Origin of the sequence: Streptomyces sp. NBC_00986 (assembly GCF_045162565.1) — a bacterium.
Lineage (GTDB): Bacteria > Actinomycetota > Actinomycetes > Streptomycetales > Streptomycetaceae > Streptomyces.
Map to the genome: position 1 here is coordinate 10,481,111 of NZ_CP108733.1, position 14,358 is coordinate 10,495,468.

The following is a 14,358-nucleotide window of genomic DNA, read 5'->3' on the forward strand; positions in this document are numbered from 1 at the left end:
GACGGGCCTTGGGGAGGGGTGCGCTGTGTCCGCTGCGCAGACACGACAGTCGGGGAACACCACGTATCTGGAGCTGTCCCAGGAGAGTGGTGGTGCCCACAAGTTCTACGAGGTGACTGTCGAGGGCACCACCGTCTCCGTGCGGTACGGCCGGATCGGCGTGGACGGGCAGCACCAGACCTCCGCCTTTCCGACCGTCGAGAAGGCGCAGGCGGCGGCCGCGAAGAAGATAGCCGAGAAGGTACGGAAGGGGTACGCGCCCGCTGTCCAAGGCCAGCGCGCGGCCCGCCCCGTGACGCGCCGTCAGGTGACGTCCGCCCCGTCGACGGCGCGGGCGACCGCACCGGTGCTCTGGCGGTTCCGTACCGGCGCCTCGGCGTTCGGCATCCATGTGGACGAGGACCGCTGCTGGGTCGGCAACCAGCACGGCAGCGTCTACAACCTGAGCCACGACGGCGAGGTGCTCGCGCACTACTCCCTGCCCGACGGCGTGAAGTGCCTGGTGGCCGACGACTTCTGGATCTACGCGGGCTGCGACGACGGCCGGGTCTACGACCTCTCCTCGAAGGTGCCGTTCGCGGCCTACGACATCGCGGCCGAGGTGGACATCTTCTGGCTGGACATCCACGCGGGCGTGCTGAACGTCTCCGACCGCAACGGCGGGCTGACGGTCATCGACCACGAGGACGAACTCCAGTGGTCCCGCAACTCGTCCGGGGACAACGCGTGGATGGTGCGCGCCGACGACCACGCCGTCTACCACGGGCACAGCCAGGGGGTGACGGCCTACGCGGCGGACGGCGCCAGGCAGCTCTGGCACACCGCGACCAACGGCAACGTGCTCTTCGGCTGGCAGGAGGAGCACGCGGTCTACGCCGGGACGGGACGGCGGGTCGTCCAGCGCCTCGCGAAGTCCTCCGGGGCCGTCGAGGCCTCCTACCAGTGCGACGCCGCGGTGTACTCGTGCGCCACGTCCGCCGGCGGTCGCTACGTCTTCGCGGGCGACTCGGCTTCCTCCGTGTACTGCTTCACCGCCGACGGCACCCGGCTGTGGAAGCTCGGCACGGGCGGCGGCTCGGCGCTCTCGATGCAGTACCACGACGAACGGCTGTACATCGTCTCCACGGACGGCTCGCTCGCCTGCATCGACGCGAGCGAGGCCGCGATCACCGCCGCCGAGTCGGGCACCGTGCCGGTCGCCGCGGACATCAAGCTGGCGGCCGCCATGCCGACGTACGCACCGCTGACCACCGCCGCCTCCGTCGCCACGGTCAGCACCGTCCCCGCGGCCGGGAGCGGAGTCGTCGTGGAGTGCTTCGAGCAAGGCGGCCGTGTGCGGGTGCATGTGGTCTCCGAGGGCTATGAGCCGGGTTGGAACGTCCAGTTCCCGCGTGCGATACGCGAGCCCGGAGTGCGCTATGTGGTGGACGCGTTGCACTCCTCCTCGGCCGGCTTCTACCGCGTGCGCGGGGAGATCCGGCGCCTGGTGTGACATCGGTCGTGCGGGCGTGCGGAGTACCCCTCCTGATCACGCCGGCGCCGGCGGCTGAGGCGTCACTCACCACGATCGCTTCTCCGGCCGGGGAACGGCCGTATTCCGCTGGGGAGTTGCTCACAGGCAGGGGCCGTGGCGCATCGATCACGACAGAGAGGACAGGAAGACACACATGGGTACTCCACGCGTGAGCAGCACGCCGTTGCCGGGGATCGGTGTCCGTTACGACCTGACGACACGTGAGCAGCGCCGTGTGTCGGTGGTCGCGCACCGGGACGGCGAGCGCACGCTGAACGCGTACCGCACGGACGATCCGGACGCCTGCGCCCTGTCGGTACGGCTCACCGCGGGGGAGGCGACGGCGCTCATCGACGCCCTGCTGCCCTCGCACCACAGCCCGAATCTGCTGTCCACCACCGAACTGGGGCTGGTCGCGGAGCGCGTCGCGCTGTCGGCGCTCTCGTACTGGAACGGCCGGGTGCTGGGCGAGACCCGGATGCGCACCGAGACCGGCGTCTCGATCGTGGCCGTACTGCGCCGGGCCGAGGCCGTCCCGTCTCCCACGCCGGACTTCCGGCTGGCCGGCGGGGACACCCTGATCGTGATCGGCACGCGCGAGGGCGTCGAGGCGGCCGCGGCGATACTCGGGCGGGAGTGAACCGGTGCATTCCTCCGCGAGGTTCCTGATCGAGTTCGGCGCGATCATCCTGGCCCTGGGACTGCTGGGCCGGTTCGCCGCGCGCTTCCAGTTCTCCCCGATACCGCTCTACCTGCTGGCCGGGCTGGCCTTCGGCGAGGGTGGGCTGCTGCCGCTGGGCACGAGCGAGGAGTTCGTCGCCATCGGCGCCGAGATCGGTGTCGTCCTGCTGCTGCTGATGCTCGGCCTGGAGTACTCGGCCAGCGATCTCGTCTCCAACCTCAAGACCCAGTACACCGCCGGTCTCGTCGACGCCGCCCTCAACGCGTTGCCCGGTGCCGCCATGGCACTGCTGCTCGGCTGGGGACCGGTCGCCGCGGTGGTGCTGGCCGGGGTCACCTGGATCTCCTCCTCCGGTGTCATCGCGAAGGTCCTCGGCGACCTGGGCCGCCTGGGCAACCGCGAGACCCCCGTCATCCTCAGCGTCCTGGTCCTGGAAGACCTCTCCATGGCCGTCTATCTCCCGATCATCACCGCACTGCTGGCCGGCACGGGCCTAGCGGCGGGCAGCCTCACCCTGGCCGTCGCGCTCGGCGCCGCGGCACTCGTCCTGCTCGTCGCGGTCCGCTACGGCCGCCACATCTCCCGCTTCGTCTCCAGCGACGACCCGGAGAAGCTGCTGCTGGTCGTCCTGGGCCTGACCCTGCTGGTCGCCGGCCTCGCCCAGCAGCTCCAGGTCTCGGCCGCCGTGGGCGCGTTCCTGGTCGGCATCGCCCTGTCCGGAGAGGCGGCGGAAGGCGCGCACAACCTGCTCTCGCCGCTGCGGGACCTGTTCGCCGCCGTGTTCTTCGTCTTCTTCGGCCTGCACACCGACCCGGCGAGCATCCCGCCGGTCCTGCTGCCCGCCCTGGCCCTGGCGGTCGTCACCGCCGGCACGAAGATCGCCACGGGGTACTGGGCGGCCCGGCGCGCGGGGATCTCGGCGAAGGGCCGCTGGCGGGCGGGCGGCACGCTGGTCGCCCGGGGCGAGTTCTCCATCGTCATCGCCGGACTCGCCGTCACCGCCGGCATCGAACCCTCCCTCGGCCCGCTGGCCACCGCGTACGTGCTGATCCTGGTCATCGTCGGCCCGCTCACCGCCCGCTACACCGAGCCCCTGGCCACCCGCCTGACCGGACGGCGACGCAAGCCCGCACCCGCGCCCGACACGGCGGGCGGACTGGAGAGCGTGACCGAGGAGCCGCACGAGGTTGGCCAGTGATCCGGTCTCTGTGAGCGCAACAGCCCTGTAGCCAACGGGAGTTGTCGTGTCCTGTCGGCCACGGGTGGGAAGTGCCGGACTCCCCGGCCCGTGCCCCGCCTCGCTACCGCTTGTCGGCGCTGCGGACCCGCTGCCTAGAGCGGGGTCGCCGCGTGCAGGAGCAGCAGGAGTGTCACGGCCGAGTTCGCCGAGAACGTCGCGGACAGGGCGGCACCCGCCGCCGCGCTCCAGAGCGCGAGACCCACGGCGGTGAAGAGCGGTGGCCAGGTGCGTGCCGGGGGCGGCGGTGCCAGCAGGGCGGCGACCCGGCGGGGGAGCGGGCCCGGCGCCGCGAGGGCCGCGAGCGTCGGTGCCGGCGTACCGCGGGAGACGAGGGCCGCCTTGCCGATCGCGCGGGCGACGGCTCTACGGCTGCCGACGGACCGGGCGGCCTCTTCGTCCGCCCAGCGCTCCGTGACGTAGGAGACCGCCGTGCGCAGCGGCAGCAGGAACGGGTTGGCGCGGGCGGCCAGTTGGGCGATCAGGAGGTGGCGGTGGTGCCGGGCGGTGAGGTGGGCCCGCTCGTGGGCGAACAGGGCCCGGCGTTCCCGGGAGTCGAGGCAGGCGAGCAGGGCGGTGGTCACCACGATCCGATCGCGTGGGCCGGCGGGAAGGGCGTAGGCGTACGGCTCGTCGTCGGGGAGGACCGCGACCGGTGTGTCGCGCAGTCCGAAGAGTGCCGCGTGGGCCCGGCGCCGAACTCGGCGGTGGCGCAAGAGAGTTCGGCCGCAGCCCATGACCACGGCGAGAAGGACGGGAATCGCGGCCTTCCCCACGATCTCGTCGTGCGGCACGCTCTCGCGCACCTCGGGGTCCGACCAGCCGTCCGGCAGCGGGTTGCCCGGCAGTTGGGCGGTGCCGACCACCATCAGCAGGCCCAGACACAGCGTGCTGCACAGCGCCAGGACAGCGGCCATCGCGCTCAACAGGCCTGTGGCGGTGCGGGGATGGAGGTGCTGGGTGGCGAGGCGGGCGATCGGCCAGGCCGTCAACGGCAGGACGAGCGGCAGGAAGACGAAGACGCCCACGGGACGTCAGCCCGCCGACTCGTCGGTGGCCTGGTCCAGCAGGTCGCGCAGCAGCTGTTCGTCGTCCTCCGGGAGGGCGGTGATGAAGCTGGCGAGCACAGCCCGGCGGTCCTGCTCGCGATCGAGCACCTTGCGCATCTTCAGCGCGGCGAGTCCCGCCTCGTCCGCGGCCGGGGACCAGGCGAACGAGCGGCCCTCCCGCACCCGGGTCACGGCCTGCTTCTCCAGCAACCGGCTCAGCACGGTCATCACGGTCGTGTACGCGAGTTCGGCGTCCAGGCGCTCCTGCACCCAGGCCGCGGTCACCGGCGCGTCGGCCGTGCGCAGCACGGTGAGCACCTGTGTCTCCAACTCGCCCTGCGCCCGCCGCTGAGGGCGCGGATCCGGTCTCGCCACGCTCCGTCTCCCTCCTGTTTGCCACTACGCCGCCGCGGGGTCGCGATCGTCCCATCGTATCGACGGGGTACGGCTCGGCGGCACCGTGCTCGGCCGCACCGTCCCGTCCCCGTCGATTATTTCTACAGTGTTGTAGATTCTGGTTCGGGGGTCCGTGCCGCGGACCCGAACCGTCGGTACGCGTGGAGGATTGAGTCATGGGTGTTTCCCTGTCCAAGGGTGGCAACGTTTCGCTGAGCAAGGAGGCGCCGGGGCTTACGGCGGTGCTGGTCGGCCTGGGCTGGGACGTGCGCACCACGACCGGCACCGACTTCGACCTGGACGCCTCGGCGCTGCTGCTCGACGCCTCGGGCAAGGTCATCTCCGACCAGCACTTCGTCTTCTACAACAACCTCAAGAGCCCCGAGGGTTCGGTGGAGCACACCGGCGACAACACCACCGGTGAGGGCGAGGGCGACGACGAGTCCATCAAGGTGGACCTCGCCGCCGTACCGGCCGAGGTCGACAAGATCGTCTTCCCGGTCTCGATCCACGACGGTGAGAACCGCCAGCAGTCCTTCGGTCAGGTCCGCAACGCGTTCATCCGCGTCGTCAACCAGGCCGGCGGTGCCGAACTCGCCCGCTACGACCTGTCCGAGGACGCGTCGACCGAGACCGCGATGGTCTTCGGCGAGCTGTACCGCAACGGCGCGGAGTGGAAGTTCCGCGCGGTCGGCCAGGGGTACGCGTCCGGACTGGCGGGGATCGCGGCCGACTTCGGTGTAGGTGTCTGAGAACCGGTAGCGGGAGAGGCCGCGTAGGTCGGTCGGCCTGGGCAAGGGCGACGGATCGGCCTGATCAAGTCGGTTGGCGGCGCCCTGAGTTCGGTACGGATGGCTTCGGCCGACAGGCCGCGGGCCCCCAAGGTCGCCGCCCTGCTAGGCCAGCCGATCCCCGCGAGGCCGAACTGGAAGTCTCGGTGCCGCTCTTCGCCGGTCGGACCTTCGGCGAAGTGCAGAACGCCTTCTGTCGCCGCCCAGCTGTGACAGCGCTGCCGAACTGCAGCTCCAGTCACGGGAGTTGGCGCACGGTACGCGGCAGTCGATGAGCAGGATCGCGCCCCGGGGGCCTGCTCATCGACTGCCGCGGTCGCTCACTAGACTCCCTCAATGAACAACATACGGTGCACCCAATGCGGTGCGGTGGGGCTGGAGCCGGGCTTCGCCGAGGACTCCGGACAGAACTCCCGTGGGTTCGTCCGGTGGATCGCGGGCCCCCTTCAGCGAGGTCCACTCGGCAATGCCAAGAGGATGGGCCGCCCGCGCTGGCAGATCGACGCCTATCGTTGCCCCAACTGCGCACACCTGGAACTGTTCGCCGCCCAGCCGGGCTAGTCGAGCGGTGGGCGAGTGAGATCGCCAACAGTCCACGCCCTCCGGGCCGACGTGTCCCGTCCTCAGTCGTGCCCCACGCTGTCAGGGGCGCCGGGAGTCGTCCTCCTTGAGTGCCCTGGCCTCGCTCTTGAAGATCCGGGTCGCCTTGCCCGCCGAACGCGTCAGCTCCGGCAGCTTCTTGATCCCGAGGACGACCACGACGACAAGAAGGATCACGGCCAGTTCGCTCAAGCCGAACATCAGGTCTGCTTTCTCCCGGGGAGCAAGGCCGCTACGGCGTACCGGCCACACGCTTCAATCTACAGCGCTGTAGAAGTCTCTCCCGAGGTGCGATCGCTCAACAACCCCGGCGCACCTGACCCGGTGCGCGATCGCGGTGGGCGGATCCGCAGGTCAGGCGCTCAAGTGCTCGTGCTGCATCCGCCACCCGCCCTCCCGCTTCACGAGCACGTTCGTGCCCCGTCCCTGTCCGGACCGGGGCCGGCCGTCGACCACCCCCGTCCAGAAGAAGCGGTACCGGCACACGGCATGGTCGGCGGCCAGGACGACCCACTCAAGATCCTGGATCTCGTACGCCTCGTCCTGGATGGCCGCGAAGGTTCGTTCAATTGCTCCCGTGATCTCGTCCAGGCCTCGATGGGAACCGTCGGAGAACCAATAGACGGCATCCGCATCGATCAACGGCGCTTCACGATCGATGTCGTGAGTGTTGGTGGCCTGCTCATAGCGCGTCATGAACGCCGTGAGCTCGGCAGCGAGATCTGACATGGGGACGGCCCTTCCAGTGTCGAAACCATGAACGGCCGAAGCCATGAACAAGCGTGGCGGGCTTGGATTTTCTCGTGCTTTGATGGCGATGTGCGCGAGCGAGTGGTCTGGTCCGAGTGTCGGCCGGATTCTGATCACTCCACACAGCGTTCGTTCGTGATCAGCCGGCGACTCTCCACGATTCCCGCCACCGTGTGGACGCCGAACAGTCGGTCGGGGGCAGTGCCTTTGGTGCTGCTGGGGCACGGTGGCAGTGGGCATCGGCACAGCGACCGGGTCTTGTCGATGGCCGACCTGATCACCTTGTCCGGCTGTGCGGCCGTAGCGATCGATGGTCCGTTCCACGGAGAGCGGGTGGCATCACCTCTCACGACGGTGGAGTACCAGAGCCGGATGGCCGCCGAGGGGATCGGCCGGGTGCTGGACCGCATGGCTGACGACTGGGTCGCCGCGCGTGACCTCCTGGTGGATGTCGGGACGGCCGACCCGACACGTCAGGCGTACTTCGGGTTGTCCATGGGCACGCGCTTCGGCCTCGCTGCCGTACGTGCCCTCGGGCCGGGGCTGAGGTGCGCGGTGTTCGGAAAGTTCGGCACGCAGTCAACTCCCGGAATCAATCCAGGACTTCACGCCCCGCAGCGCGTCCTGGACGACGCCGCCGCCATCACCGCACCGGTCCTCTTCCACCTCCAGTGGGACGACGAGGTCTTCCCGCGCCCGGGCCAACTCCAGCTGTTCGACGCTTTTTTGAGCTCCGACAAAGAACTTCTTGGCTTCGCGGGAGGGCACCGGGACACCCCGGAACACGCCACTGCCATGTGGCACGGTTTCATCAACCGCCATATCGCGTAAGCCGACCGCTGAGAATTCCTGACGTGTCCTACAGTCGCCGCATGCGGCGAAGGACAGGACTGGCGATGGCCGGGGCGGCGGCCCTGGCCTGGGGTGAGTGGTTGAACTGGCGCTGGTCCCGGGCTCTGGTGGGGAAGAGCGAGGGCGCCTCGGAGGCCGTCGTGGTGTTGGGGTACCGGAATCCCCAAGTGACGGCGAACTTGATCAACCGATGGCGAGTCCGTGCCGGCATTCGTTCCATCACCGCTGACGGTGGGCAACGGACGCGCGTGATCTTCAGCGGCGGTGCGCCCGGCAGCGGCGCCGCGGAGGCCCAACTGATGGCCGACTACGCGAAGTCGGTGCTTGGGTTCGACGGCACGGTGCTTCTGGAGGACCAGAGCGCGACGACGTGGGAGAACATCACGAACGTGATCCCGCTGCTCGAAGGCGTGGACCGTATCAAGATCGCCTCCCAGCCGGCTCATGCGCTCAAGGCCCGCGCGTACTTGCGGCGGCAGCGCCCGGATCTGGCGGAGAGGCTGGTGCGCGCGGATGACTACCGGCCTGGCGAGTGGGTGGTCGTGAAACCGTTGCTGGCTCTGTACGGACTGTGGACACTCCGCGGCCTCAACGCCGACGAGCGGAAGGTCTCTCTGTAGACAGCCCCTGGGCTCCACCGGGTCGTCGGCCATCACCGCCAAGCAGGTCACGGACGGTGACCGACACGGCCCGTAGTCGCCCGCCCATCCCTCCATTCACCCGCTCATCCGCCCACTCACCACGAACCCGCGACGCATGAACCCTCCCAGCCCACCTATGACGTATCTTTGGCCTAGGACAAACTTTGGCATAGGACGAAATCTTCTGTTCGGGCGGAGCTGATCACGTGGGCATCAAGGGCACCACCGCGGCCGAGATCGCGGGCAGCGTGCGGGACCAGGTCGCTTCGGGTGAGTTGGCGCCGCGGGCGAGTCTGCCCCCGGTGCGGGTGCTCGCGGCCGAGCTGGGGGTCAACCGGAACACGGTCGCCCTCGCGTACCGGCGGCTGGTCGAGGCGGGCGTCGCCGAGACGCGAGGGCGTGGCGGCACGGTGGTCGCGGCGGTGCCGCAGCTCGCGCGGGAAGGTGTCGGGGTCGGTGTCGGCGGTGACTGCGTCGACCTGGCCAGTGGAAATCCCGACGCGATGCTGTTGCCCGACCTCCTGGGCGCCGCCCGGCGCGGGGACTACAGCCCGCCGCTGTACGGCGCGCCCGCCATCGACCCGGGGCTGGACGCATGGGCCCGCGCCGACTTCGCCGAGGACATCGACCAGTCGTTCCGCACGCTGGTGACGCACGGAGCGGTGGACGCCACCGAACGGTTGCTGAACGCTCACCTCACCCGCGGGGATCTGGTGGCGATCGAGGACCCCTGCTTCCTGGCGAGCATCGGGACCTTGCGGCTGAGTGGCTACCGCTCCGCGTCCGTCGCGGTCGACGGCGCCGGTATGCGCCCCGACGCGCTGCGAGCCGCCCTGGAAGCCGGTGCCCGCGCGGTCGTCTGCACGCCCCGCGCCCACAACCCGACCGGAGCGAGCCTCACCGAGGAGCGGGCGGCAGACCTGCGGGCGATCCTCGCCGGGCACCCCCAGGTCCTCGTGATCGAGGACGACCACTTCTCGGCGGTCTCCGCGCGGCCCTACCACCGGGTCACCCCACCGGGCAGTACGCGCTGGGCGTTGGTGCGGTCCCTGTCCAAGTTCCTCGGACCGGATCTGCGCCTCGCCCTCGTCGCAGCCGACGCCGAGACCACCGCACGCCTGGAGGCGCGGTTGAGCGCCGGCACCACCTGGGTCAGCCGCCTGCTGCAACACACCGCCCGCGAGCTCCTGTTGGATCCCCGGGTCCATGAACTCCACGAACGGGCCCGGGAGTTCTACGCCCGGCGCAGCGGTCTGCTCGTCGAGCGGCTGCGCGACCAGGGCATCGAAGTCCCGTACCGGCCCGACGGGTTGAACGTATGGGTCGAACTCGACGTCGACGCACGGGCCGTGGTCGCCGCCCTGGCGCAGCGGGGCTGGGCGGTGCGGCCAGGTCATCTCTTCGCGCCGGATCCGGCCGCCCACCACGGCGCGATCCGGGTCACCTCCTCGACCGTCGCCGAGCCGCAGGCCGAGGCGTTCGCCGCCGAACTCGCCGCGGTCGTCACGGAGTTGCGCTCGACGGGCAACTGACCGAACCCGACCACCCACCCACTCGACTCAAGGAGCCATCATGTTCCGCGGCCTGAGCGCCTTCCCCCTCACTCCCACCGACGAGCAGGGCATCGACGAACCGGCGTACACGGCGCTCGTCGCCCGCCTCGCCTCGGCCGGCGTGGACTCCATCGGCGCACTCGGTTCCACCGGCAACTACGCCTACCTCACCCGCGAACAGCGCGCCCACGCCGCGAAGATCGCGGTCGATGCCGCCGACGGGACTCCCGTCATCGTCGGTATCGGCGCGCTGCGTACCTCGCAGGTGCTGGAGCTCGCCGAGGACGCGCAGAAGGTGGGCGCCTCCGGAGTGCTGCTCGCCCCGATGACGTATCAACTCCTCACCGAGGACGAGGTGTTCGGCCTGTACGAAGACGTCACGCGCGAACTCTCCGTGCCGCTGTGCGTCTACGACAACCCGGGCACCACGCACGTCCGGTTCACCGACGAACTGCACGGCCGTATCGCGCAGTTGCCGAACGTCGGCTCGATCAAGATCCCCGGTGTGCCCGAGGACCCGCGCGAGGCCGGACTCCGGGTCGACGCGCTGCGTGCGCTGATCCCCGACACCGCCACCATCGGGGTGAGCGGCGACTGGACGGCCGCCCGAGGCCTCAACTCCGGTTGCGACGCCTGGTATTCGGTCCTCGGCGGCACCTTCCCGCGGACCGCCCTCGCTCTCGCCCGCGCCGCCCAGGCCGGCCACGCGGTCCAGGCGGTCGAACTGTCGGACCGGCTCGAACCGTTGTGGGTTCTGTTCCGTCGCCACGGCAGCCTGCGCGTGATTTCCGCCGCCGCCTCCCACCTCGGCCTGACGGACGAACCGAACCTGCCGCGCCCCCTGCGAGGGCTGGACGAGACCGCCCGCCAGGAGGTCGCCGCCGCACTGGACACCCTCGGCCTCACCTCCTGAGCACGAACCACCATGCGACAGCAGCACACAGCAAGTACGCCCAGGGGGTGGGAAGTCGCCCCCTCGCCCGGAAGGGAGGGCGGCAACGGCCTGGCGCGCTACGTCGTCGCCGCTGCCCTCGCCCGTACCGCCGACGGCGGAGCCGTAGTAGCCGTCGTTCTGCTCGTCACCTCGTCCGGTGGCTCCGGGACGCTCGCCGGAGTGCTCGGCGCCTGCATCACCGTCCCGCACCTGCTCGGCCCCTTCGTCGCACGGCCGTTGGACCTCGCCCGCGACGGCCGGAAGGTCATCGCGGCCGCCTGCCTGCTGTACGCCACCGCGCTGGCCGCGGGAGTACTGACGTACGGCCACGCGCCCGCCGTAGCGACCGGACTGTTGCTGGCCGCGGCCGGCACCTGCGGGCCGTTGCTGACCGGCGGTATCAGCAGCCGGCTGCCCGCCATCGTCGGACCGCGACCACGCCTGCGCACGCAGCGGCGGGCCCAGGGCTGGGACGTGGCGACCTACGGCATCGGCGGCACGGTCGGCCCGTCCCTGGTGGCCGCGCTGTCGGGGTGGGTCTCGCCGACCGCGGCGGCTCTCGCCCTCGCGGTGGGGGCGGCCGCGGCGGCCGGGGGAGTCCTGCTCCTGCCGTTCACCGCGCCGCCCCACGGCGGCGACAGGACGGCGATCCTGAGGCCGGGGGCGACCCTCGCGCTGATGGCCCGCACCGGCCCGCTGCGGCGCACCGTCTACCTGACGATGACCGTCGCCCTGAGCGTCGCCGCCCTGCCGATCACCGCGGTCCACATGACGAGGATCCTCGGCGTCGAACCGGCCACCGCGGCCGTACTGACCGCCGCCTACGGCCTCGGCAATCTCGCCGGGTCCACAGCCGTCATGGTCTTCCCGCTCACCGGCGACCCGGACCGGCTGATGCGCCGCCTCGCCCTGGGCGTCGTCGCCGGCCTCCTCGCCGTCACCGCGAGCCCCGCCTTCCCGGTGACCGTCTCGGCCTATGCCCTCACCGGGATCCTCAACGCCTTCTTCTTCGCCTCCACCCTCGCGGCCCGCACGGAGTACGCGCCGAGCGGAGCGCGCGGCCAGGTCTTCGTCTGGGTCGCGGCCCTGAAGATCACGTCCGGTTCCGCGGGAACGGCGTTGGCCGGTTCCCTGACGGGCGTGACCGTCCAACTGCCGCTCGTCGTCGGTCTTTTGGCCGTCTCCGCGGCTGTCGTCGCCGCGACCGTCGAGACGCGCTTCGGGGGAGCCGACGAGAAACGCGGCCCGTGACGGTGCCGGTGGCAGGCGAATCGAACCGACACAGCCTGTTTCCGGGACGGCAACTCCGCCATGTCCGTACATGATCTAGCCTGGCGCGATGCGCACCACTACTTCGTTGCTGCCGGCCTTCCGACCCCAGGTCCAAGAGCGCCTCTACGACTTCTACGAGGAGTTGCGGAACACCGACGAGCTCTTCTGGGACCGTAACCTCAGCGCCTGGATCGCGGTGGGGCACGGAGTGGTCAGCAGCGCGACGGGCAACCCGGCGCTGTCGTCGGTGCGTTATCCCGACATCGACGCCGTGTCCGAGGAACTGCGGCCGCTGGCGCGGGTGTTGAGCCGTCAGATGCTCTACAACGACGCCCCGGACCACTCCCGGCTGCGGGGCCTGATCAGCAAAGCCTTCTCCCCGCGGGCAGTTGAGACACTCCGCGCCAGGATCAGCGAGGCCGTCGACCGGATCATCGACGAGGCGGCGCCGACCGGGCGGATGGACATCGTCGCGGACCTCGCCCGTCCGCTGCCGCTGACCATCATCTGCGACCTCCTCGACGTACCGCAGGAGGACCGCGCCGCCCTCACGGCCTGGTCCGAGCCGGTCGCCGAGGCCATCGGCAACTCCCGCCTCGACGCCGACCGCAACCGCGAGGCCTCGCAGAGCATGACGGACATGCTCGCCTACTTCCGCACCCTCCTCACCGGCCCGGACACCCCGCCCGCCCCGGACAGCCTGCGCGCCCTGGTGACCGCGCAAGCGGAGAGCACCGGCCAGGACACCGACGAACTCCTCGCCAACTGCGCCCTGTTGCTGATCGCCGGCCACGAGACCACCACGCACTTCATCGGCAACGCCACCCTCGCTCTCCTCCACCACCCGCACGCGGCCGAGCAGTTGCGCAAGCGCCCCGACCTGTTGCCCGCCGCGGTCGAGGAACTCCTGCGCTACGACGCCCCCGTCCAGCTCATGCTCCGCCGGGCCCGGCACGACCTGGACCTCGCGGGCCGCACCATCGCCGGAGGGCAGACGGTGCTGCTGGTGTGCGGCGCCGCCAACCGGGATCCCGCCGTGTTCCCCGATCCCCACGTGCTGGACTTCGAACGGCCCGGCGGCGGACGGCACATGGCGTTCGGACACGGCCCGCACTTCTGCCTCGGCGCGGCGCTGGCCCGGCTGGAGGGCACCATCGTCCTCGAAGCCCTCCTCACCCGCCTCCCCGACCTGCGCCTCGACGGCGCCGAGCCCCCGAAGTGGCAGCGCAGCCTCAACTTCCGTGGTCTGACCCGCCTGGACGTCGCTTTCACCCCGCCGTCGGACGAGGCCGGCGGGATACGCGCCCTGCCGACCGACGGTTCCCCGAGCGCCCTCGACGACACGACCCACACCGGCGAGTGCCCGTTTCGGCCGGAGCCGGGAGACGCCCCCGGCGTGTGACCCGGCCGGACATCGTGCTTACGTCGACCCGACGCCGCCCCTTCCCAACGCGGTTTTCCCGAACGCCTGTTGCACTCGTCCGCGCGCCGGACACGTAGGGGCAGACGCCAGGGAAGGAAGCACATGCCCATTGCCACCGAAGCCCAGTTCACCGAGGTGTACCGGGCGCACTACGAGGACGTGCTGCGGTTCGTCCGCCGTCGCGCGCATCCGATGAACGTCGATGACGTCGTCGGTGAGACGTTCCTCGCCGCGTGGCGCCGACGGCGCGAACTGCCCGAGGACGCGCGGCCGTGGCTGTTCGGCACCGCCCGCAATCTGATGCTGAACGCGAACCGGGGGATGCGCCGGCAGTCCGCGCTGGTCGTGCACATCGGCCGCACCGCCACTGTCGACGCCCACGACCCGACGGACGGGGTGGACAGCCGGCTGGAGCTGGTCGAGGCCTGGCAGGCGCTCGCAGCGGCCGACCAGGAGGTCCTCGCGCTCCACGTCTGGGAGGACCTCACCGCCAAGGAGGCGGCACGGGTACTGGGCTGCACCCGGGCCTCGTACTCCATGCGCCTGACCCGCGCGAAACGACGCCTGGCCGGCCAACTGGGCCACGCCGTCCCCGAGTCGTCGGCGCTCTCCCTCTCCACGCGCTGACCCCACGCGCCCTCATGCACTCCTCACGCACTGACCAG

The 14,358-nt window shown here is 70.7% G+C and carries 16 protein-coding genes; 12 read left to right on the forward strand and 4 right to left on the reverse strand.

Translation table 11 applies throughout. The features are described 5' to 3' along the window. Window positions 1-25: 25 nt before the first annotated feature. The 3 genes from OG504_RS47215 (at window position 26) to OG504_RS47225 (ending at window position 3,393) form a co-directional block, all read left to right on the forward strand. A complete protein-coding gene (locus OG504_RS47215) occupies window positions 26-1,492 on the forward strand; it encodes a WGR domain-containing protein (protein WP_405995332.1) in 1,467 nt (488 codons plus the stop codon). Between the two features lie 175 nt (window positions 1,493-1,667). Next, the gene (locus OG504_RS47220; RefSeq protein WP_405995333.1) at window positions 1,668-2,153 is read left to right on the forward strand and encodes a cation:proton antiporter regulatory subunit; all 486 of its coding nucleotides are present in this window, start codon (window positions 1,668-1,670) and stop codon (window positions 2,151-2,153) included. A gap of 4 nt (window positions 2,154-2,157) precedes the next feature. Beyond that, window positions 2,158-3,393: a cation:proton antiporter gene (locus OG504_RS47225; RefSeq protein ID WP_405995334.1), complete on the forward strand. Its 1,236-nt coding sequence runs from the start codon at window positions 2,158-2,160 to the stop codon at window positions 3,391-3,393. A 134-nt stretch (window positions 3,394-3,527) separates the two neighbouring features. Here the strand turns inward: OG504_RS47225 and OG504_RS47230 are convergent, their stop codons facing one another. Together OG504_RS47230 and OG504_RS47235 are read right to left on the reverse strand one after the other, a co-directional pair. Next, the gene (locus tag OG504_RS47230; protein ID WP_405995335.1) at window positions 3,528-4,460 is read right to left on the reverse strand and encodes a M56 family metallopeptidase; all 933 of its coding nucleotides are present in this window, start codon (window positions 4,458-4,460) and stop codon (window positions 3,528-3,530) included. A gap of 6 nt (window positions 4,461-4,466) precedes the next feature. Beyond that, window positions 4,467-4,856: a BlaI/MecI/CopY family transcriptional regulator gene (locus OG504_RS47235; RefSeq protein WP_405995336.1), complete on the reverse strand. Its 390-nt coding sequence runs from the start codon at window positions 4,854-4,856 to the stop codon at window positions 4,467-4,469. A gap of 197 nt (window positions 4,857-5,053) precedes the next feature. On the opposite strand from OG504_RS47235, the gene OG504_RS47240 reads away from it, so the two are divergent. Together OG504_RS47240 and OG504_RS47245 are read left to right on the forward strand one after the other, a co-directional pair. Further along, window positions 5,054-5,629 carry a TerD family protein gene (locus tag OG504_RS47240; RefSeq protein WP_405995337.1) on the forward strand — a complete coding sequence of 192 codons (576 nt, stop codon included), beginning with the start codon at window positions 5,054-5,056 and terminating at the stop codon, window positions 5,627-5,629. A gap of 408 nt (window positions 5,630-6,037) precedes the next feature. Beyond that, a complete protein-coding gene (locus tag OG504_RS47245; RefSeq protein WP_405996601.1) occupies window positions 6,038-6,229 on the forward strand; it encodes a hypothetical protein in 192 nt (63 codons plus the stop codon). Window positions 6,230-6,310: 81 nt separating this feature from the next. On the opposite strand, the gene OG504_RS47250 is transcribed toward OG504_RS47245, so the two are convergent. Further along, the gene (locus tag OG504_RS47250) at window positions 6,311-6,469 is read right to left on the reverse strand and encodes a twin-arginine translocase TatA/TatE family subunit (RefSeq protein WP_019059608.1); all 159 of its coding nucleotides are present in this window, start codon (window positions 6,467-6,469) and stop codon (window positions 6,311-6,313) included. Between the two features lie 153 nt (window positions 6,470-6,622). Beyond that, window positions 6,623-6,997: a YybH family protein gene (locus OG504_RS47255; RefSeq protein ID WP_405995338.1), complete on the reverse strand. Its 375-nt coding sequence runs from the start codon at window positions 6,995-6,997 to the stop codon at window positions 6,623-6,625. A gap of 354 nt (window positions 6,998-7,351) precedes the next feature. Here OG504_RS47255 and OG504_RS47260 point away from each other — a divergent pair, with 354 nt between their 5' ends. The 7 genes from OG504_RS47260 to OG504_RS47290 all read left to right on the forward strand — a co-directional run bounded on the left by OG504_RS47260 (window position 7,352) and on the right by OG504_RS47290 (window position 14,320). Next, window positions 7,352-7,849, forward strand: a complete 498-nt coding sequence (locus tag OG504_RS47260) for a hypothetical protein (RefSeq protein ID WP_405995339.1) — start codon at window positions 7,352-7,354, stop codon at window positions 7,847-7,849. A 41-nt stretch (window positions 7,850-7,890) separates the two neighbouring features. Further along, the gene (locus OG504_RS47265) at window positions 7,891-8,490 is read left to right on the forward strand and encodes a YdcF family protein (protein ID WP_405995340.1); all 600 of its coding nucleotides are present in this window, start codon (window positions 7,891-7,893) and stop codon (window positions 8,488-8,490) included. Window positions 8,491-8,717: 227 nt separating this feature from the next. Then, entirely contained in the window at window positions 8,718-10,043 is a 1,326-nt protein-coding gene (locus OG504_RS47270; RefSeq protein WP_405995341.1) for an aminotransferase class I/II-fold pyridoxal phosphate-dependent enzyme, read from the forward strand. Window positions 10,044-10,083: 40 nt separating this feature from the next. Then, window positions 10,084-10,977: a dihydrodipicolinate synthase family protein gene (locus OG504_RS47275; RefSeq protein WP_405995342.1), complete on the forward strand. Its 894-nt coding sequence runs from the start codon at window positions 10,084-10,086 to the stop codon at window positions 10,975-10,977. A gap of 12 nt (window positions 10,978-10,989) precedes the next feature. Then, a complete protein-coding gene (locus OG504_RS47280) occupies window positions 10,990-12,249 on the forward strand; it encodes an MFS transporter (protein ID WP_405995343.1) in 1,260 nt (419 codons plus the stop codon). Between the two features lie 88 nt (window positions 12,250-12,337). Then, the gene (locus tag OG504_RS47285; RefSeq protein ID WP_405995344.1) at window positions 12,338-13,672 is read left to right on the forward strand and encodes a cytochrome P450; all 1,335 of its coding nucleotides are present in this window, start codon (window positions 12,338-12,340) and stop codon (window positions 13,670-13,672) included. A 123-nt stretch (window positions 13,673-13,795) separates the two neighbouring features. Next, window positions 13,796-14,320: an RNA polymerase sigma factor gene (locus tag OG504_RS47290; RefSeq protein WP_405995345.1), complete on the forward strand. Its 525-nt coding sequence runs from the start codon at window positions 13,796-13,798 to the stop codon at window positions 14,318-14,320. Window positions 14,321-14,358 lie beyond the last annotated feature (38 nt).